At 62.8% G+C, this 19,020-nt stretch carries 18 protein-coding genes and 1 tRNA gene; 11 read left to right on the plus strand and 8 right to left on the minus strand.

Annotation, left to right across the window (positions count from 1 at the left end):
* Positions 1-27 precede the first annotated feature (27 nt).
* Positions 28-1,137, minus strand: coding sequence for a sensor histidine kinase (locus AC0L21_RS04110; RefSeq protein ID WP_473258473.1), 1,110 nt, complete (start codon positions 1,135-1,137; stop codon positions 28-30).
* A gap of 972 nt (positions 1,138-2,109) precedes the next feature.
* Between AC0L21_RS04110 and AC0L21_RS04115 the strand changes: the two genes are divergently transcribed.
* From AC0L21_RS04115 to AC0L21_RS04145, 7 genes are all read left to right on the plus strand, one after another.
* Positions 2,110-3,276: an AI-2E family transporter gene (locus tag AC0L21_RS04115; protein WP_473258476.1), complete on the plus strand. Its 1,167-nt coding sequence runs from the start codon at positions 2,110-2,112 to the stop codon at positions 3,274-3,276.
* Positions 3,277-3,282: 6 nt separating this feature from the next.
* Entirely contained in the window at positions 3,283-3,762 is a 480-nt protein-coding gene (locus tag AC0L21_RS04120; protein WP_473259413.1) for a DUF992 domain-containing protein, read from the plus strand.
* Positions 3,763-3,788: 26 nt separating this feature from the next.
* The gene (locus tag AC0L21_RS04125; RefSeq protein WP_473258478.1) at positions 3,789-4,004 is read left to right on the plus strand and encodes a hypothetical protein; all 216 of its coding nucleotides are present in this window, start codon (positions 3,789-3,791) and stop codon (positions 4,002-4,004) included.
* 377 nt (positions 4,005-4,381) lie between these two features.
* A complete protein-coding gene (locus tag AC0L21_RS04130; RefSeq protein ID WP_473258480.1) occupies positions 4,382-4,939 on the plus strand; it encodes an HdeD family acid-resistance protein in 558 nt (185 codons plus the stop codon).
* A 377-nt stretch (positions 4,940-5,316) separates the two neighbouring features.
* Entirely contained in the window at positions 5,317-5,559 is a 243-nt protein-coding gene (locus tag AC0L21_RS04135) for a hypothetical protein (RefSeq protein WP_473258482.1), read from the plus strand.
* 225 nt (positions 5,560-5,784) lie between these two features.
* Positions 5,785-7,149 (plus strand): metal-dependent hydrolase family protein, encoded by a 1,365-nt coding sequence (locus tag AC0L21_RS04140; protein ID WP_473258484.1) that lies wholly within the window; start codon positions 5,785-5,787, stop codon positions 7,147-7,149.
* Positions 7,150-7,279: 130 nt separating this feature from the next.
* A complete protein-coding gene (locus tag AC0L21_RS04145) occupies positions 7,280-8,995 on the plus strand; it encodes an alpha/beta hydrolase (protein WP_473258486.1) in 1,716 nt (571 codons plus the stop codon).
* Between the two features lie 30 nt (positions 8,996-9,025).
* On the opposite strand, the gene AC0L21_RS04150 is transcribed toward AC0L21_RS04145, so the two are convergent.
* From AC0L21_RS04150 to AC0L21_RS04165, 4 genes are all read right to left on the minus strand, one after another.
* Positions 9,026-9,445: a hypothetical protein gene (locus tag AC0L21_RS04150; RefSeq protein ID WP_473258488.1), complete on the minus strand. Its 420-nt coding sequence runs from the start codon at positions 9,443-9,445 to the stop codon at positions 9,026-9,028.
* A 210-nt stretch (positions 9,446-9,655) separates the two neighbouring features.
* Positions 9,656-10,072, minus strand: coding sequence for a hypothetical protein (locus AC0L21_RS04155; protein WP_473258490.1), 417 nt, complete (start codon positions 10,070-10,072; stop codon positions 9,656-9,658).
* A gap of 160 nt (positions 10,073-10,232) precedes the next feature.
* Positions 10,233-10,306: transfer RNA gene (locus AC0L21_RS04160), tRNA-Gly, on the minus strand.
* Between the two features lie 366 nt (positions 10,307-10,672).
* The gene (locus AC0L21_RS04165) at positions 10,673-13,084 is read right to left on the minus strand and encodes an ATP-binding protein (protein ID WP_473258494.1); all 2,412 of its coding nucleotides are present in this window, start codon (positions 13,082-13,084) and stop codon (positions 10,673-10,675) included.
* Positions 13,085-13,449: 365 nt separating this feature from the next.
* Here AC0L21_RS04165 and AC0L21_RS04170 point away from each other — a divergent pair, with 365 nt between their 5' ends.
* On the plus strand, positions 13,450-14,163 hold the full coding sequence (locus AC0L21_RS04170; RefSeq protein ID WP_473258496.1) for a substrate-binding periplasmic protein: 714 nt from the start codon (positions 13,450-13,452) through the stop codon (positions 14,161-14,163).
* A gap of 7 nt (positions 14,164-14,170) precedes the next feature.
* On the opposite strand, the gene AC0L21_RS04175 is transcribed toward AC0L21_RS04170, so the two are convergent.
* Together AC0L21_RS04175 and AC0L21_RS04180 are read right to left on the minus strand one after the other, a co-directional pair.
* Positions 14,171-14,374 (minus strand): hypothetical protein, encoded by a 204-nt coding sequence (locus AC0L21_RS04175; RefSeq protein ID WP_473258498.1) that lies wholly within the window; start codon positions 14,372-14,374, stop codon positions 14,171-14,173.
* A 29-nt stretch (positions 14,375-14,403) separates the two neighbouring features.
* Positions 14,404-14,595: a hypothetical protein gene (locus tag AC0L21_RS04180; RefSeq protein WP_473258500.1), complete on the minus strand. Its 192-nt coding sequence runs from the start codon at positions 14,593-14,595 to the stop codon at positions 14,404-14,406.
* A gap of 197 nt (positions 14,596-14,792) precedes the next feature.
* Between AC0L21_RS04180 and AC0L21_RS04185 the strand changes: the two genes are divergently transcribed.
* Positions 14,793-15,179 (plus strand): YciI family protein, encoded by a 387-nt coding sequence (locus AC0L21_RS04185; protein ID WP_247287075.1) that lies wholly within the window; start codon positions 14,793-14,795, stop codon positions 15,177-15,179.
* A 9-nt stretch (positions 15,180-15,188) separates the two neighbouring features.
* On the opposite strand, the gene AC0L21_RS04190 is transcribed toward AC0L21_RS04185, so the two are convergent.
* Positions 15,189-15,779 (minus strand): TMEM175 family protein, encoded by a 591-nt coding sequence (locus AC0L21_RS04190; protein WP_473258502.1) that lies wholly within the window; start codon positions 15,777-15,779, stop codon positions 15,189-15,191.
* Positions 15,780-15,909: 130 nt separating this feature from the next.
* Here AC0L21_RS04190 and AC0L21_RS04195 point away from each other — a divergent pair, with 130 nt between their 5' ends.
* Positions 15,910-17,967 (plus strand): ATP-dependent helicase, encoded by a 2,058-nt coding sequence (locus AC0L21_RS04195; RefSeq protein WP_473258504.1) that lies wholly within the window; start codon positions 15,910-15,912, stop codon positions 17,965-17,967.
* A 56-nt stretch (positions 17,968-18,023) separates the two neighbouring features.
* Entirely contained in the window at positions 18,024-19,004 is a 981-nt protein-coding gene (locus tag AC0L21_RS04200) for an NADPH:quinone oxidoreductase family protein (RefSeq protein ID WP_473258506.1), read from the plus strand.
* Positions 19,005-19,020: the final 16 nt, after the last annotated feature.

Consider the following 19,020-nt stretch of genomic DNA (forward strand, 5'->3'; position numbering starts at 1 on the left):
TACGTGCCTGCGTAAACCGGATGGTTCCTAATGGCGTCTTCCGCCGACTGGGCTGTTCAACGTGAAATCATGAGGCAATACTGCACATACCGTCGTGCCGTGGCTCGGCGGCCCCAAATCAGACTGGATGTCTAGCGTGCCGCCGAGCCGCTCTGCTCTGGCCTTCATCGCGGGAATCCCGACGCCGATCGATGTCGATTTCCCACCTCTGGAGAGGCGGCTGAGCGGCAAGCCGCGCCCGTTGTCCCTGATCGTCAGTCGCAGGTGCCTATCGGTCGCGTCGACCGCGATCTTCACTTCCGTCGCCTTAGCGTGGCGAAATACGTTTGTCAGCGCTTCCTGAACGATGCGCAGCAACGAACGCTGGCTCTCGTAAGGCAAACGATCGACGACGGCCGGAATCCTGGTGTTGATCTCCAGCGATGCGCGCGTTCCAAAGCCTCTGGCGTACTGCTCGATCGTAGCCTTCAATCCATCGAACGTCGGGTTCTGGGGGTGTAGCAGATACGTCAAGGCACGGATTTCTCTCAGCGCCTCCTCGATCGAAGCGTCGACTTGGTCACAAAGCTGCTCGGCATCGACGAGAGCACCGAGATGCGTGCGGATCCGCATCAGACCGAGGCTCGCCGCGATCAGATGCTGACAGGTCGAGTCGTGGAGCTCTGATGCAATCCGCTGCTGAATGTCCTCCTGGATGGACGTCAGGCTGAAGGCGTTCAGTTCAGTCGCGCCGTCAAAGGGCTTCCCGTCGAGAGCCCGATGGCTGCCTATCAAGCGGACAATTACGCCGGCTACCGAATCGATGATCGGGATGATCCTGGTCTCGAAGTTTTGCCGTGGCCCGCCAAGCGCGAGTGGGTGACGAATTCTCACCTCGGCCCGGTCCGCGAGGCAAGCCTGTAACGCCTCACAGACGGAGCCGGCGTCGTTCCTGCCCACGCAGTCGGAGACGTCCAGATTCCAAATATCCTGGGAAGACAAGCCAAGCCGCGATTCAAACGAGGGGTTCACCCCCTCGTAGACAAAATGGCCATCAGCTAGGGGGCGTACCGCAAAGAGCAGGTCCTCGGCGCAAGTTCGGTACGACCGGTCATCGCCGACATCGAAAGCAACTTGAAATTCAGGACTGGACTTCACGACGCCACCCTAAAGTTGTCTTACTATACACTGCTCGCCGGTTGCATCACCAATACTTTTTCAGGCGAGCCTAGAATCTTGGAGAAACTGGTCGACATCCGATGCAGCTAGTCCGGCCGACATGCGACAAAAACATTCAAAAGCAGGACAAAGTCGCCTCAAACTGACTGGCGGCCGTGTCACTCGGCGCGCTGACTGGTCCCGAGGGAGAATGAGTTTGTAGAAGCCGGCGCAGTAGCATTATCCGTTTGGCCAATACGTCTGACATATTGGTCACTGGAGGCATGGGCTGCCGGCTTAGTCGACCGCGTACAGCACGAACCCATATCTCGAGGGCTACGAGTCATCTTCGAGCGTGCCGATCCAACTCTGTTCTCCTGCACGCCGGTGGATCGCGGTGGAACTCCGCACGGCGCTTTTTTTGGAACGAGCATCCTGCTTGTCGCCTGCCGGCTTGTCCGCAAGCCACCTCGGTGAACGGCGCCAGAGTAAGGCCAGTGCTGACCGCCCATCTCTATGCCGGCATTCGAACGCGCCGATTCCCGCCCCTGCCGTCTACAGAGAATTCCTGATGTGCGAGCGGTAGTCGGCCTTTAAGGTTGCGGCTCGGGAGGCCAATACCCCGTGCTCAATCCGAAGAGTGCATGCCGGTCGACGTCTCATTATTCATGGGAGCTGAAGATGTATGCCCGCATCATATGTTGCGCTCTGCTCGTAGGCGGATCCATAGCAACCACGCAACCGACCTCCTCCCTGGCTCAGTCGTCGGGATCAGGCGCATCCGCGACAAAGCAGCCTGTTGCCCCCGCGGTCGGCAGCACGGCGACTACCCCGAACACCAATTCCAGCCCCACCAAACATCGCTATTGGCGTCATCGCGGAGGCGTGCATCCGCACTACGGCAGTCGGCGCGTTCGCACCTAGGGTGCGCACGTCACCATACTGCGGCCCACCTTGCGAGATGCCTAATCGATGAATAGTGCGATAACAGGAGAGGATCGAGGTCACGACAAGGCGCAACGCAGCGCTCCCGTTGAGGTGGCTGCGGCCGAAGGACGACCCAGCTATCTTACTGCAAGCCTAGTCGTGCTCGCCACCTGCATCGTCTTATTTCTCGTGTGGCAAACGACCCCAAGCCTCCTCGTCATCTTTGCGGGTGTGCTGTTTGCAGCGTTCTTGGACGCTGCCGCGAGAGCACTCTCGCACGTTCTCCCGCTCGACCGCGCCTGGCGAATGACTTCAGTCCTTCTCCTGCTCTCGGCGTTGACCGTGTCCGGGCTGGTCTGGGGCGCGACCAAGGTGCCGGAGCAAACGCGACTCCTACTGAGTGTCATGGACGCCCAGCTCGATCTGCTGCAGAAGCATCTTTTGACCTACGGGGTGGAGCTGCTCGGCCCGGATTGGGGGCGCGACTTCACGCAGTGGCTGCTGTCTGATCAGGGGCGGCTTCTCAGTCAGGCCCGGTTCGTCCTCGGAGGCGCCACCAGCGTTCTGACCACCGCGCTCGTGATCACGTTTCTCGGCATCCTCTTCGCCTTCGATCCGATCAGCCATCGCGAAAGCCTCGTGTTGCTTGTGAAGCCCTCATATCGCTCCCGGACACGAGCGGTCATGGATGAGATGGGGCAAGTGCTGCGCCTGTGGTTCGTCGGGCAATTGGTCCGCATCATCCTGATGACGCTGTGGGTATGGGCTGCGCTCTACTTCATCGGTCTTCCAGGTCCCTTCGTGCTTGGTCTCCAGGCGGGCCTGTCGAACTTCGTTCCATACCTTGGTCCCATTGCCGCCGCGATTCCGATCGCTCTCGTCGCGATGCCTCTCGGCAGCTCGCTGTTGATTTGGGCGGTGGCCGTCTACACCGTCATTCAATCCGTCGAGGGCTACGTGATTGGTCCATTGATCCAGCGTCAGGCGATAGAGATCCCTCCCGGCTGGACGCTGGTCGCGATCGTCCTGTTGGGAGCGTTGTTCGGTGTCATGGGCATCGCGCTCGCCATGCCGCTCGTCGCCATCGGCCGAATTGCGGTCATCAGGTTTTACGCCGAAGACTACCTCGGCGACGCCCCCGGCGATCCTGACGCGCCAGGATCGGCCGCTGGGGGCCTGCCCACCGATTCCCGCTACCAGATGGAGCATTGAATGCGAATGCGCCTGCATTTTTGGGCCATTGGAGCCTCCGCATTGCTTTGCGCCGCTGCACCGTCATCCCGTGCGGAGCCGTTCAGTGTCGGCAGACTCTTGTGCGCCAGCACGCCCCGCGTCGGTTTGGTTCTGGGATCAGTCCAGGAACTGCGTTGCGTTTTCCGCGCAAGAAATCCGTCTCGGCAATACATCTATGAGGGCCGGATCAGGCGTGTCGGTCTCGACCTCGGCGTGACCGGTGCCGGCACGCTCTCCTGGGCCGTCTTCGCCAGGAACTCACGCATCGGCCCCAGCACATTGCGCGGAAGCTATGTGGGTGCGAGCGGGAACATCGCACTAGGTCCCGGCCTTGGCGCCAATGTCCTGATCGGCGGCTCTCGCCGAACGGTCATCCTTCAGCCGCTGTCGCTCGAACGGTCGATCGGACTGAACCTTGCAGCCGGAGTGACCAACCTTAATCTGGGCCCGCGCGCGAGGAGATGACGACATGCCCCGAGCGAGTTATCCGGATGCAAAAAATCAAGTGCGCTGGGATTGTTCTTGCGACATGCACCTTTCTCACTCCGGCGGTGGCGCAGGAGCGCACTGCCGTAACTGTTTTCGAGAACGTGCGCATCTTCGATGGGCAAGAGCCATTCTCCGCTCCGGCAAATATCCCCGTCGGCGGCCGTCGCGGCTTCGTCGCTGGTGAATTTGCCACTGGCGTCACGGCGCCGTCATTGTGATTAGCGATGCGTTAGCGACTGGAACCCAACGTTGCTCGGTGAACCTTGCGAGGCCCTGCGGAAGCCCAGCCAGGTGAAGGGAGGAAAGCGTGTCAAGCAGGATCCAAACGTTCATCGGCTCCGTAATCGCAGCACGTCTCGTCGCGACGACCTGGCACCTGGTATCCATTGATCGGTATCAATCTCGCCGCGCATCACCAACGTGAGGCTGGGTCCGCGGGGCGGCCGATGATTGCAACAGCGATCTCGTGATCGTTGCGGTCGGGGCCATGAGAACATTCCCGCCCGGTCGCTCAGGGTTTCCTCGGATGTCGACGGCGCGGGCTCGAAGCTACCATCCGAAGCGTGCCGATCATCATGGAGATCAGGAGGATGGCATGACAGTCTATGACCGCCGGTCCGACATCGAGGCTTTCGGCGCCCCGCCGCTGTGGGTGTGCGCCCTTCTCGGAATTGTGATGATCGGCGCAGGCTTCGCAGCTCTCAGCGACGTGGTATTTGCGACCATCATCAGTGTCAAAATCATCGGGCTGACGGCCATAACAGCCGGTGCTTTCGAGATCATCCATGCCTTCTGGACCAAGGGATGGGGCGGGTTCCTGTGGCAGATCCTGCTGGGCGCGCTCTATGCCGCCTTCGGCCTCGTGCTGCTCCTCCAGCCCGTCTCCGGTGCCCTGATCCTCACCTACTTCCTCGGCGCGGTGCTGTTCGCCTCAGGCACCATTCGATGCGTGCTCAGCTTCGCCCATTGGCGGCAGAACGGATGGATGATGCTGATCTCGGGCATTTTTGGGCTGCTCGCGGGCGTGCTGATCCTATTCGGCTTTCCGACCATCAGCGTCTGGGCCCTCGGATTTCTGCTTGGCGTCGATCTGATCTCGCACGGTCTCGCATGGCTGTTTTACGCGCTTCAGTCCGTACGGCGGACTGCGTAACAATGGAGACAAAGATGATGGACACTCCCACCCGTCGGGTTTTCCTTGGCTTTGCCCAGAATGCCGTTGCCGCCGCGGCGATCGGCGCCATCGGGGTTCGATTCATTGCGGCAGCGGAAGCGATGCCCATTGCTCACGAGCTCGGCCAGACCAGCGAGCGATCGCGCGACCTGACGCAGGCACAATGGGGGCCACCCCACCGTCCAGGCTGGGGTCCCCCGCGATCGCCGCGGCGTCGACGTCGCTGGGTGTGCTGGTGGCATCGCGGTCGTCGTCATTGCGGATGGCGGTGGCGCTAGCATCAGTCCTCGCGCATTCCGCGTCGACCGATTCGCCGCGAAGCCCGTGCCAGTCCCAGCCCAACGAAGGAGGCAGCCTTGCGCATCACGAATCGATGGGTCGTTGGGACCTTTCTGGCAGCTCTTCTCGTTGCGGCAGTCTGGTACTGCGTGGCGGTATGGCAGGCGACGCCATCAATGCCGCTTTACCGCAACGTCATTCTGGGAGGCGCAGCTATCTTGATGCTGGTGATCGGCTGCGGCCTGATCGGGCTGATGTTCTACAGCCGGCGCAAGGGTTACGACGAGCTCGTGCAACGCAATCGGATACGGCCGAAGTAGCGAAGCGCTTGTGAAGCACTGACCCGTCCGGCCCGCACGTCCGGTGCAAGGAGGAGACAATGAACGTTGCTGGCGCCTCACCCAAGGCTGGTGACGGCATTTTTCCTGAAGATTATCGCCTGACCCAGCCGACCCGGCCGTGCCACCTTCGGGCGGCATAGTGGAAGCGACCAGGCGGCCGATGACCGAGAGCGGTGAATTCCTCGCGCGCCAGGAGATGACGACATGCCCCCCGAAGTCACTGTGCGGATGCAAAAAGCCGCATGCGCTGCGATCGTTCTTGCGTCATGCAGCTTTTTCACTCCAGGGCTGGCGCAGGAGCGCACTGCCGTAACTCTTTTCGAGAACGTGCGCATCTTCGACGGGAAGAGCAAGGCGCTCTCCGTTCCATCGAATGTCCTTATCCGAGGCAATACCATCGAGCGGATCGCGATCGCTTCCATTCCGGTCGATCGTCGGCCGGACACCCGCATCATAGCAGGCGGCGGACGCGTGCTGATGCCTGGGCTCAGCGACATGCATTGGCATGCGACGATGGTTCGTCCGACCCCTGCTCAAATGCTTTCGAGCGACCTGGGTTACACGATGCTGCTCGCGGGCGCGGAAGCCACTGCTACGCTGATGCGCGGGTTCACCACCGTCAGGGACATGGGCGGCCCAGCTTTCGCGCTAAAGCGCGCCATCGATGAGGGGGTCGTTGCAGGCCCTCGCATCTATCCGTCGGGTGCCGTCATCACTGTCACGGGCGGCCACGGGGATTTCCGTGAGCTCTGGGAGCTGCCGCAAAGTCGGGGCGGAACGAGCCGCGTCGAGCAGCTCGGCGGAAGCATGATCGCAGACAGCCCCGACGAGGTTCGCAAGCGCACGCGTGAACAGCTGATGCAGGGCGCATCCCAAATCAAGCTGACGGCAGGCGGCGGCGTCGCCTCGCCGTTCAGCCCACTCGATGTGACCACCTTCAGCGAGGCTGAATTGCGGGCGGCCGTCGCAGCGGCAACTGATTGGGGAACATACGTGGCGACCCACGCCTATACGCCCAACGCCATTCGGCGCTCGATCGCGGCAGGCGTCAAGGTGATCGAACATGGTCATCTCATGGATGAGCCAACCGCACGTCTCATCGCTGACGAGAAGATCTGGCTGAGCACGCAGCCATTCGTGGACCTTGGCGGCGCAGCCATGCTTCCGCCCGCGCAACAAGCGCAAATGCGCCAGGTCGTCGCAGGCACCGACGCGACGTACGGCTTTGTCAAACAGTTCAAGATCAAGACGGCCTTCGGGACTGATATTCTTTTCTCCAAGGCATTGGCTGAGCATCAAGGTCAAGGAATCGTGGATCTCACACGTTGGTTCACTCCGGCGGAAGCATTGGCAATGGCGACTTCGGCAAATGGAGAGTTGCTCGCCCTCTCCGGCGCGCGCAACCCCTATCCCGGCAAGCTCGGAGTGGTCGAAGAAGGCGCGTTGGCGGATCTCCTTCTCGTTGACGGTAATCCCTTGGACGACATTCGCCTCATCGCGGATCCGGAGAACAAATTCCTGGTCATCATGAAGGATGGCATCATCTATAAGGACGTTGGTCCGAAATGACCCTCTCCTGACTGGGCGGGATGTCTCGCGCGCGCAGCCGGCTTTGCTCGCACCCGCAATTCACGTCCGCGCAGGTTCAATTGCCGCTGCGGCTTCCCGATCACAAGCCCGCATCGGAGAGAGGGGCGAAATGAAGATCGTCAAGAGTCCAGCGCAGATTGTTTGGCTGTACGTGGTATCTCTGTCAGGCGTTGGGTTGGCGTTGGGGGCATTGTTCTTCGCAGCCGCACTTACGCCGACGCTCGTCCCAAGAAGCTATTTGATCCAGGGAGTCCTTGCCGGCACCTGCTTTGCGATCGGTCACGAGCTAGGTGTGCTCTGGCGCTGGCTATGGCGCTATCTCGAACTTCCCGAGCCATCGCCCCTAATCCGATCGACGGCCAATATGGCGGTCGCGGTCGGCTGCTTCCTGACGATCATCCTGTCGCTCTGGCGGGCGGCGGAATGGCAGAATTCGATCCGTACCGCCATGAACATGGAGCTGGTTGAAACCGCCCATCCTGCCAAAGTCTCCGCGATCGCGCTCATCACATTTTTCGCGCTGTTTTGGCTGACGAAATCGTTCAAGCTGGCAACCGGTTTTGTCTCCGGCCGCATCCGGCGGTTCATTCCTAGAAAGATCGCGAACTTCGTTGGCCTTCTCGTCGCTGTCCTGCTGATCTGGTCGATCGCCAACAATCTGCTCATCCGTGCCGCCTTCAGCGCGTTGGATTCCTCGTTTCGGGAATTTGACGCCCTGCTTGAACCGGAGCGACCGCAGCCGGGCGAAGCCACCAGAACGGGGAGTGCAGCATCGCTGGTGAAATGGAATCAGCTCGGCCGTGCTGGACGGGAGTTCGTGGCTTCCGGACCGACCGCCGCGCAGATCAGCGCATTCACCGGCCGCCCCGCCCGGGATCCGCTCCGCGTCTATGTGGGATTGCGCGGCGCGGACACGGCGCGCGCGCGCGCAGAACTGGCGCTGGACGAGCTCATGCGCCAGAGAGGCTTCGAACGTTCCGTTCTCATCGTTATTACTCCGACGGGAACCGGCTGGATCGACCCGGCTGCAATGGATGCGATCGAGTATCTCACCGATGGCGACGTTGCCAGCGTTGCCGTGCAGTATTCCTATCTCAACAGTCCCCTGTCCCTGCTGTTTCAACCGGAATACGGGGCCGAAGCCGCACGGGCCCTGTTTGCCGCGATCTACGGACATTGGACGGCGCTACCGAAGGATCGGCGCCCAAGACTTTACCTGCATGGCCTGAGCCTCGGCGCCATGAATTCGCAAAACTCCGCTGAGCTATTCGAGACGATCGGCGATCCGATCGCTGGGGCTCTGTGGAGCGGCTCACCTTTTACGAGCCGGATCTGGCGCTCGATCACCGCGAACCGCAATGCCGCCTCTCCCGCCTGGCTGCCGGAATTTCGTGACGGCCGCTTCGTGCGGTTTATGAACCAGAACGGGCCGACGGTCGCCCCCAGTACGCCGTGGGGGCCAATGCGCGTCGTTTTCCTTCAATATGCAAGTGACCCGATCGTGTTCTTCGACTATCGCTATGCCTACCAGCGCCCGACCTGGATCAATGCGCCGCGGGGGCCGGATGTTTCGGCGGAACTGCGATGGTATCCGGTCGTGACTATGCTGCAGATCGCCGTTGATATGGCGGTCGCAACGGGCACGCCACTCGGATACGGCCATGTCTACGCCCCAGAACACTATGTGGAAGCATGGGTTGCTGTCGCCGACGTCCGCGATTGGCCGGCCGAAGCACTTGGAAATCTGAAGAGTCATCTCGGAAATGCTGCGAGGGCCTCTGTCGGCGCCGGCAGCGATAATCCCTACGTCCACAGGGGAGGATAGAGCGCCCGCGATCCTAGAGCAGCTGCCAGCTTAAGACTGCCAAGCGGTGATCGCCAGTCGTAGCGCGAGGGCTGCAGCGTAGCCGAAATGCAGGTCCGGAAAGTTTCGGTTGGCCTCGATTCCTCGAGCAAACCAAGCGGCTGCTTCGAGGTCTGCTGCAACCTGCATTTTGGCAAATCCGGCTGTATACATCCAATGGAAGGCGAAGATATCGCGCGGAGACAGGCGCAGTGCTTGATTGACTTGGGACTCCGTGTCTGCACCGCATCCCCTATAAAATTCGGCGACCCCCATCAGCACATGAGCGTCAGCCAAATTGCGATCAAGATTCAAAGCTCGCTCGCACACAGCTACACCTTGGCCCACCCGATTCGTATTGATGAGTAGCGTAGCCAGCGTGAAATGAGCCCAGGGATGGTCCGGTGCAAGGCGAAGTGCCTTTGGCACCATGGCCTCTGACGCCGTCAGATGTCCGAGAGGGTGGTCAGTTAAGAACAATAGTCCAAGTGCCGCCTCAACCGATGCCGTCCAGCTCAGGGCGTCAACATTATTAGGTCAATCGCCGACGCCAGCTCAAAAGAGCGCCGACCTTCCATCAAACATTCGGATGTCAGTCCCTTACTAATGGAATGGCGGCCTTGGAAATAGAGATCCATGGCGTCAGGATTCAACGTTTTTTTCTGCCCGCCGCGCCTCGGCCACCATGAGTTGGATGTCAAGGGTCCGCGCAATCCTGGTTACAATTTCATCCTGCATATCGAGCAAGCCGGCAATGGGCTTGTCGAAGCGCTCGGCCCAAAGATGATTGCCGGTCTTCGCGTCGATCAATTGAACATTCACCCGGAGAATATTTTCGCAACGCTGCAGCGAGCCTCCGAGCGCATAGCGAACATTTAGCCCGCGACCAATCTGGCGGATATCAATGCTTTTGCCTTTGTAGGTAAAGGCAGTGTGTTGGCCGATAACAAGCGATCCACCGATGCGTGACAGATCGGTGGTGAGGCTGCCCGTCACACCATCCACGAAGTAGTCCTGCTCGGGATCGCCGCTGAGATTGGCGAAGGGCAGCACAACCATGGAAAGGCGAGGTGGCGACTACCAAACGAACGACTCGGCAGATCATGAACGGGGCCAAGAAACGCCCAGCGTCCCGAACAAAAGGCGGACAATTGTCCGAATGAGCGCAGCCCACTTGTCCGAATAGAAAAACGGCGACCGGAGAAGTGCCTGAAATCGTTGGAGCGGGTGAAGGGAATCGAACCCTCGTATTCAGCTTGGAAGGCTGCTGCTCTACCATTGAGCTACACCCGCGACAGGGGCTCCCTAACACGGCCGGGCGGCGGTCTCAACTACCCAGGATCACCTGCCCAAGACAAGATCAACCGCCCAATCGACTGCTTTCCAGCGCCTTCCGGCCCTGCGAACAGCCGCTGGTTCCTCCGACCCGCCTCCCCTTAACAACACCGGAATTGCCGCCTATATTGATGTCTTCTGCAACCAACGAAAGGAGGTGATCCAGTGTCTCTTACCAAGCGCTGTCACCTCGCTGGGATCGCCCGCTAAGCTTTGAATAAAGGCTTGGCATCGGGGCGCTCTCAGCCCTGGACCAGCGAGCAAGAAATCGGGCGCGACGGGGCCTCCCCGCCGCGCCTTTTTCGTGGGTCACGCGCCTGCTGCTCAGGCGGGCGGCTCGCCGCCGAGCACCTCGCGGACCCTCAATGACAGGTCCGCCTTCCGGTACGGCTTCCTCAGCAGCGCAACGCCGGAACCGAGATGACCCTCGTGGTCGAGGGCGTTGTCGGTAAAGCCGGACGTATAGAGCACCCTCATCCCCGGGCGGAGGCGCCGCACGGCCTCGGCCAATTCCTGCCCGTTCATGCCGCCGGGCATGATGATGTCGGTGAACAGCAGATCGAATTGGGCACCCTGCTGCACCAGCGCAAGGGCGGTTGCGCCGTCGCCGGCTGCGAGGGTGCGATAGCCGAGGCTGCCGAGCTGGGCGATGACATAGCCCTGCACCAGCGGATCGTCCTCGACGACGAGAATCGTCTCGTGCCCGCGTGCCGCCGCGGGCGCCTGCAGTGGCCCGGTCCTGGCCTGCGCTCCGCCCGCAGATCGCGGCAGAAACAGCCGAATCACGGTGCCGCGGCCCTCCTCACTCTCGATCGCGACGCTGCCGCCGCTCTGCTTGGCGAAGCCGTAGACCATGCTGAGGCCGAGCCCGGTGCCGCGACCGACCCCTTTGGTGGTAAAGAACGGTTCGAACACGCGGTCGCGGAGGTCGGCGGGGATGCCATGGCCGGTGTCGGCCACCGCGACCATGATGAAGGCGCCGCGCGTCGCGTCGCCGTCAACAGCACCATCCGCGCCATCGAATTCGCGGTTCGCGGTCTCGAGCGTCAACGTGCCCCCGCCAGGCATCGCATCGCGCGCATTGACGGCGAGATTGATGATCGCCGACGACAGCTGCGACGGATCGGCCATCGCCGGCCAGGCGTCGTCCGCGAGGTGGGTGACGATTTCGACGTTTCCGCCCAGGGTCGGCTTCAACAGCTTCGCCGTCTCGAGCACGAGGCCGTTGACGTCGATCTCGCGCGGCTCCAGCGGCTGGCGACGCGCAAAGGTCAGGAGCTGCGAGGTGATCTCCGCGCCTCGCGCCGACGCATCGTCGATGAGCTGGGCGATGGCGGCGAGGTCGGGCTTGCCCGCCAGCCCCTCCCGGATGATCTCGATGGTGCCGGTGATCACAGTGAGCACGTTGTTGAAGTCATGCGCGACGCCACCGGTGAGCTGACCGATCGCATCCATTTTCTGCGACTGGCGAAGCCGCTCCTCCGTCTCGTGCTGCTCGGTCAGGTCGGTGGCCGAACCACGATACCCCATGAAGCGTCCGTCGGCGCCGAACACCGGCTGGCCGTTGACGCTGAAATGGCGTGCGCGCCCAGCAGCATCGCGACCGCGATACTCGAACTTCCGGAACGGCTCGTGGCGATCCAGCGTCGCCAGGTGACCGCGCCATTTCTGCGGCTCGGCATCGCGGTCGAAGGCGGCATCTGAGCGGCGCCTCCCGATCAGCGCCGTGTGGTCCATGCCGAAAGCATCGGCCCGATCTGAAATGTAGGTGAACACGTGATCCGGACCGGTCTCCCAGAACCAGTCGGATGCGGTCTCGGCATAGTCACGGAAGCGCTGCTCGCTCGCGCGGGCGTTCTCCTCGGCGCGCTGCCGGATCTTCAGGTCACGCTCGAGATTCCCATTGGCCTCGCGCAGCTCGCCATAGGCATGTTCGAGGTTGGCGCACATCGCGTTGAAGGCAACGACCACCTTGTCCAGCTCGTCGGCCTCGTAAGGCGGCCGGCGCTCCAGGCGCAGCGGCGGCGGCGGCCGTCCGAGGCTGTATTTGCCGACGTACTCGGCGATGGCGACGAGATGCCGGGTCACCAGCAGATGAAACATGTAGATGATGAACAACGAGACGAGGAACGTCTTTGCCGCTTGGCTGGCCAGAATGACGAGGGCCCTGTTCAGCAATTGCTGGTAGACGTCGGTCAGCGTCGCCTCGACCCGGAGCGTGCCGATGGCACGCGAGGTCCCCTGCACCATGGTGCTCAGCGGAAATTCCCGGGTCATGATCGAACGGGTGTTTCGCTCGCCGACTTCGACACGGATCGGATTGGGCCGATCGGCGATTTCGCGGACCTCCGCCGCACGGATCTCAGGCAGCCGCAGAATGCCATCGAGCTGGAGCTTGAGCTGGTTCTGGTCGAGATTCCACAGGCTCTCTCCGAGGCTGCCCGTGGTGCTGCGGCCGATCTCGTCCAGCCGCGTCTCGATCAGTCCGACCTCACGATTGTAATCCAGATAGAGCTGGAGCGCGGTCAGGGTCAGCGTCACGACCGAGGAGAACAGCAGCACGGCGGCAAGCAGCCGGGGCCCCACGCCGCTGCGCGACCAGTTGAAGATGCGCGACAGGAGTGCCGCGAACATCGCAGGCGCGAGCGCGGCGCCGATGCCGGTCAAATCCTGCTTCGCAGCCGCCGGCGCAATGGCGCGGCCGCGCTTGGTCTCATCGTCACCTGCGTTGCCCATGCACCACGTCCCCGAAAATGGCGGCACCTGCTCAGCCTACCCGGCCGCAACCGCGAGCGAAGTGAACGGTTGAGGCCCTGCCTCAGCACGCGATACACGTGGCGATCCTGTCGGCCGATAATCCTGCCGGCCCTTGGGCGGCTTGAGCTCGACGGGGTCATATCTTGCGCCCAGCAACAGGATTCCCAGGCAAACTACCATCTCGCGTGCTAGAATGACATCGGTGAAAGTCCGGAGCCGCCCGCACAGCAGGAAGGCGCTGTCAACGTTGCGGACCGGCGCAGCTGCCATCTCCGGTAGATCGCGCGGCACCGGAATCCGGTGGTAGCAGAGCACGCCAAAAGGCATGACTAGGGAGATGCGTCATGAGGCGGATAGTCGTGGTCTGCCTCTTGCTGCTCGCGGCAAGCCCGTCGCAGGCGCAAGAGGTCATCCGGCTTGCACGCATCGCCGATATCCCCGATCAATATGTCGGCGGCGAGATGCTCCGCGCGGTCTATGCCCGGCTGAACATCAATCTCGAATTCGAGGATGTCCCCGGCAAGCGCGCGCTCACGCTGTCGAGCACCGGCGAGGTCGACGGCGAGGTCCAGCGGATCGGAACGCTCTCTCGCGACTACCCGACGCTGATCCAGGTGACACCTGCGATCAATTACATCGAGCCCGCTGTCTTCACCACGAAACTGCAGTTCGACGTCGCCGGCTGGAATTCAATCAGGGACTACAGCATCGGCATCGTACGCGGCGTCGGCTCGTCGGAAGCCGGTACGCGCGGCATGACCCGGGTCACGGCGACCACAAGCCTCGACAACATGGTCAAGATGCTCGATGCCGACCGCTTCGACGTGATGGTCACCGACCTCTTCAGCGGATTGGCTGCGGTGAGGAAACTCAATCTCCAGGCCAGGATCCATCCGCTCTCACCGCCCCTCGAGCGCATCAGCATCTACCACCATCTGCATGAACGGCATCGCGATCTCGTGCCGAAGGTCGGAAGGATAATCGAGCAGATGGAGGCGAGCGGCGAACTCGCCCGGTTGCGGGAAACGCTGATCAAACAGGTGCTGAGCGGGATGTGACACCCGGTCAGTTCGTGCGAGTCCGCTCCCGCACCGCAACCGCCGCGATCAACAGCCCGACGCACCAGGCCATGGCCGCACGCGGCGGCTCGCCGCCGAGAAGCACGGTGAAGATGCCCGCAAGCAGGCATGGCGCGATCGCCTTGCCGGACCTGCTCGCGAGCGAGAGCAGGAACGGCATCGCGGCGATCGATATCTGCACGACGTTCATTGTCGCAGGCTGTTTTGCAAGCGTCGGGCTTAGAAGCCGCAAACGTTCATCGCGCGCGGGCGCTTGCCGCGCCGGCTTTCGACGATGCGCTCGCCGCCGCTCTCGGCCGAGCTGCCGTAATAGCGGTGGTGGCCGCTCTGGTCGTGCAGATCCGCAGCGTCCGACTTTCCCGCCCGACGCGCGTCGCAGATGATCTTGCAGATAATCTTGATGGTCGACATGGCCGCCTCCGAAGTGTTCTTGGTGGCCATCAGTCGCGCCGATTTCGAACGGCGTTCACACCTTTCGGCCGCAATCGGGTTTCGGGAAGGTTTCGTCGCCGCACCCCGCGACGCAATATTTTCCGCAGCCCCATTGTCGGCTGCGACGGTGGTGATACGTCCTTGGGACGCGCGCAGCGAAAATCAACGAGGTGACGATGCTTTACGCCATCCTGGCCTATCACGTGGAAGACGAGATCTTGTCCTGGACGCCCGAGAAGGACGCCGCGGTCGTGGCCAAAGTCATTGAGGTTCAGGCTCCGCTGCGGGCAAGCGGGCATTTTGGCCCGGCCGCCCGCCTGGATGAGACGCGAAAGGCCCGCACCCTACGGGGCCCCGGCGCGGGCGTGGTGCTGGACGGGCCGTTTGCCGAGACCAAGGAGCAGCTTCTGGGCTTCCACCTCGTCGAATACGACACGGACGAGGAGGCGATCGCGGCCGCGCGGACCCTGCGCCAGGTCAATCCGTCAGCGGTCTACGAAATCCGCCCGGTCAAGCTTTACGTGCCGGCCGACGGGTTCGGCACGACACCTTCCGGCGAATGAGCGGCAGGCCTAATTGTCCGTCCCGGTCGGCCCGACATAGAAGCGCTGGATCAGCAGCCCGCCGAAGGCGATGAACCACACGAACGGCGCGACTTGCGGCGCGAACGCCGCAACGACGGTGCCCGGGATGAACACCAGCAGCGGAAACAGCGAGGCCATGATCTCGTGGCGCCAGCCGCCCAGGATCCGCCACCACAGCCAGGCATTGAGGCCGGCGATCGCGGTCAGGTGCAGGCCGTAGAGCACGGCGACCGCACTGCTCACGGGGTAGTTGGTGTAGAGGCCGTTGGTCACCGGCAGCAGCACGATCGAGAGCAGGAAGAACAGATTGAGGATCACCGCGCCGCGGCTGCCGACGGGCTGGCGCGCCAGTCGCCGGTGATGGCTGATCCAGAACACGCCGGCGATGATGAAGCTGAGCGCAAGACCCGCGAGCTTGCCGGAATAGACCCGGGCGAGATCGTTCCAGTCGGGCGCGCTGGTGAAGACCGCGGCCCTGGGCAGGTCGTAGGCGAGCAGCGTCATGGCGACGCCAAAGATGGTGTTGCTGAGCGATTCCAGCCGTCGCATCTCGAACTGGTCGGATTTGAGCTCGGTCATGCCGGGGTGGGCGCTTTTTCGGACTGGAACCTTGGGCCGTCTTGTCCCTAGGTCTTAACATCGGTCCCGTCCAGACGCATTGCGATTCGCAGCGGGATCGCCGAGTCTGGCTGTTTCACCGGGGCGATTCGTGGCGACATATCTGGACACGCTCAATGCGGAGCAGCGCCGCGCGGTGGAGCATGGCGTGGCCGATGGTGCGACCGTGGGCGCGCCCCTGCTCGTCATCGCCGGTGCGGGCTCCGGCAAGACCAACACGCTGGCCCATCGCGTCGCGCATCTGATCGTCGCGGGCAGCGATCCGCGCCGCATCCTGTTGATGACGTTCTCGCGCCGCGCCGCAGCCGAGATGGCCGGCCGGGTCGAGCGCATCGCCCGAAAAGTCCTCGGCGAGAACAATGCCGCGGTCATGCGCGACGCGCTCGCCTGGGCCGGCACCTTCCATGGCATCGGCGCACGGTTGCTGCGCGAATATGCCGAGCGGATCGGCGTCGATCCTGCCTTCACCATCCACGACCGCGAGGATTCCGCCGACCTGATGAACCTGGTCCGGCACGAGCGCGGATTGTCGAAAACGGAGAGCCGCTTTCCCGCCAAAGGCACCTGCCTGTCGATCTACTCGCGCTGCGTCAATGCCGAGATGGAGATCGAGAAGGTTTTGGGCGCGCACTATCCCTGGTGCGCAGGCTGGGCGGCCGAGCTGAAGGGCCTGTTCGCGGCCTATGTCGAGGCCAAGCAGGCTCAGCACGTGCTCGATTACGACGACCTGCTGCTCTACTGGTCGCAGATGATGAGCGATGCGCTGATCGCGGAAGAAATCGGCGGCCGCTTCGATCACATATTGGTCGACGAATATCAGGACACCAACCGCCTGCAATCCTCGATCCTGCTGGCGCTGAAGCCGGACGGACGTGGTCTCACCGTCGTCGGCGACGACGCGCAGTCGATCTATTCGTTCCGCGCCGCCACTGTCCGCAACATCCTGGATTTCCCGCAAAGCTTCTCGCCCCGCGCCGAGATGATCACGCTCGATCGCAATTACCGCTCGACGCAACCCGTGCTGGCGGCGGCCAACGGCGTCATCGGCCTGGCGCGCGAGCGCTTCACCAAGAACCTCTGGACCGACCGCAGCTCCGCGCAAAAGCCGCAGCTCGTCACCGTGCACGAGGAGGCCGACCAGGCCCGTTACATCGTCGAGGAAGTGCTGGCCAACCGCGAGCAAGGCGCGCTCCTGAAGCACCAGGCGGTGCTGTTCCGGACGTCCTCGCATTCGGGCCCGCTGGAGATCGAGCTCACCCGCCGCAACATTCCCTTCGTCAAGTTCGGCGGGCTCAAGTTTCTCGACGCCGCGCATGTCAAGGACGTGCTGGCGCTGCTGCGCTTCACCGAGAATCCGCGCGACCGCGTCGCTGGCTTCCGCATCCTGCATCTGTTGCCGGGGATCGGACCTGCGACGGCGCAGCGTGTGCTCGACCAGATGGCGGAGAGCTCCGATCCGCTCGCCGCGCTCGGCCAGCTCCCGGTGCCCCCGCGCACCGGCGCGGACTGGACCGACTTCGTCCGCACCATCGAAAATTTGCGCTATTCGGAATGGCCGGCCGATCTCGAACGCGTGCGGCTCTGGTACGAGCCGCATCTCGATCGCCTCCACGAGGATTCCGAGACGCGCCGCGCCGATCTGATGCAGCTCGAGCAGATCGCGAGCGGCTATGCCTCGCGCGAGAAATTCCTGACCGAGCTCACGCTCGATCCGCCGGATGCGACCAGCGACAAATCCGGGCCACCCTTGCGCGACGAGGACTATCTGATCCTCTCCACCATCCACTCCGCCAAGGGCCAGGAGTGGAAATCGGTATTCGTGCTCAATGTCGTCGACGGCTGCATGCCGTCGGATCTCGGCGCGGGCACCTCCGCCGAGCTCGAGGAGGAACGCCGCCTGCTCTATGTCGCGATGACGCGTGCCAAGGACGATCTGCACCTCGTGGTGCCGCAGCGCTTCTTCGTCCACGGCCAGGCCGCCAAGGGCGACCGCCACGTCTACGCCTCGCGCACCCGCTTCATCCCGGAGCAGCTGGTCTATCTGTTCGAGCGCACCGCTTGGCCGAAGACCGCGGCAGGCGCGGCCCGCACGGCGGCGCAAGGGCCGAAGGTCGACATCGGCGCGCGGATGCGGGGGATGTGGCGGTAGACGCAAGAGGCCGGTCCAGGGACCTGTTAGAATAACTGGACCAACGGGAATCCGACATGAAAGCCGTCGTCGTCGAGCAATACGCGCCCATCGATCAAATTGAGCTGAAAGACGTTGCGCCTCCGCGCATCGGGCCCGGACAGCTGCGCATCCGGGTAGAGGCTGCGGGAATCGGATTTGTCGACGGCTTGAAGATCGAGGGGCGCTATCAGACCAAGGATCCCCTGCCCTTCATTCCCGGAACTGAATTCGCAGGGATCGTGGACGAAGCGCCCGGTGCACCGGGCGGCTATCGACCCGGCATGCGCGTGATGGGGATGACGCGCTCGGGCGCGCTTGCCGAAGAGATCGTCGTCGCCCCCGAAGCGCTCTATCTTCTGCCGGACGGCGTCGCGGCGGAGGTCGCCGCCTCGTTTCGTGCCAATTACCTGACCGCCCTCTATGCGCTGAGTGCGCGCGCGTCGCTCGGCGCAGGCGAACAGCTTCTGGTGTTGGGCGCAGCGGGCGGCACGGGAATCGCGGCTGTCCAGATTGGCAGGCTGCTCGGCGCCCGCGTGATCGCAGCGGCATCGACACCAGACAAGCGCGAGTTCGCGCGACAGCACGGCGCCGATGCCGTGGTTGACTACACGCAGACCAACTGGCGCGACACATTGAAGGAATTGACGGGAGGACACGGCGCCGACGTGATCTTCGACCCCGTCGGCGGCGAAGTCTCGGTTCAGGCCTTTCGCTCGATCGCATGGCGCGGCCGTCATCTCGTGGTCGGTTTTGCCGCCGGCGCGATCCCTGCATTGCCGTTCAACCTGCCACTGCTGAAGGGTGGCGCCCTGCTCGGCGTCGACCTCGCGCAGCTTCCAATCCGCGAGCCCGAGGTGCAGAAGCGCCTGATGTCGGAGCTGACGGCATGGTTGGCCGAAGGCCAGCTGAAGCCCGTGGTCGGTCGCGTCTTCACGCTGGATGATTTCCGGGAAGCGTTCAGGACCATGCAGACGCGCGGGGCGCTTGGCAAGATGGTGGTGCGTATCTCGAAATAGGACGCACCGGCGCGCG

Source organism: Bradyrhizobium sp. WSM4873, assembly GCF_055811355.1.

What these genes read in the sequence shown, in the direction of transcription:
- AC0L21_RS04115 (WP_473258476.1), top strand. Translation starts at nt 2,110, where the DNA reads ATGAATAGTGCGATAACAGGAGAGGATCGAGGTCACGACAAGGCGCAA.
- AC0L21_RS04120 (WP_473259413.1), top strand. Translation starts at nt 3,283, where the DNA reads ATGCGCCTGCATTTTTGGGCCATTGGAGCCTCCGCATTGCTTTGCGCC.
- AC0L21_RS04125 (WP_473258478.1), top strand. Translation starts at nt 3,789, where the DNA reads ATGCAAAAAATCAAGTGCGCTGGGATTGTTCTTGCGACATGCACCTTT.
- AC0L21_RS04130 (WP_473258480.1), top strand. Translation starts at nt 4,382, where the DNA reads ATGACAGTCTATGACCGCCGGTCCGACATCGAGGCTTTCGGCGCCCCG.
- AC0L21_RS04140 (WP_473258484.1), top strand. Translation starts at nt 5,785, where the DNA reads ATGCCCCCCGAAGTCACTGTGCGGATGCAAAAAGCCGCATGCGCTGCG.
- AC0L21_RS04145 (WP_473258486.1), top strand. Translation starts at nt 7,280, where the DNA reads ATGAAGATCGTCAAGAGTCCAGCGCAGATTGTTTGGCTGTACGTGGTA.
- AC0L21_RS04150 (WP_473258488.1), bottom strand. Translation starts at nt 9,445, where the DNA reads ATGGTGCCAAAGGCACTTCGCCTTGCACCGGACCATCCCTGGGCTCAT.
- AC0L21_RS04155 (WP_473258490.1), bottom strand. Translation starts at nt 10,072, where the DNA reads ATGGTTGTGCTGCCCTTCGCCAATCTCAGCGGCGATCCCGAGCAGGAC.
- AC0L21_RS04165 (WP_473258494.1), bottom strand. Translation starts at nt 13,084, where the DNA reads ATGGGCAACGCAGGTGACGATGAGACCAAGCGCGGCCGCGCCATTGCG.
- AC0L21_RS04170 (WP_473258496.1), top strand. Translation starts at nt 13,450, where the DNA reads ATGAGGCGGATAGTCGTGGTCTGCCTCTTGCTGCTCGCGGCAAGCCCG.
- AC0L21_RS04175 (WP_473258498.1), bottom strand. Translation starts at nt 14,374, where the DNA reads ATGAACGTCGTGCAGATATCGATCGCCGCGATGCCGTTCCTGCTCTCG.
- AC0L21_RS04180 (WP_473258500.1), bottom strand. Translation starts at nt 14,595, where the DNA reads ATGTCGACCATCAAGATTATCTGCAAGATCATCTGCGACGCGCGTCGG.
- AC0L21_RS04185 (WP_247287075.1), top strand. Translation starts at nt 14,793, where the DNA reads ATGCTTTACGCCATCCTGGCCTATCACGTGGAAGACGAGATCTTGTCC.
- AC0L21_RS04190 (WP_473258502.1), bottom strand. Translation starts at nt 15,779, where the DNA reads ATGACCGAGCTCAAATCCGACCAGTTCGAGATGCGACGGCTGGAATCG.
- AC0L21_RS04200 (WP_473258506.1), top strand. Translation starts at nt 18,024, where the DNA reads ATGAAAGCCGTCGTCGTCGAGCAATACGCGCCCATCGATCAAATTGAG.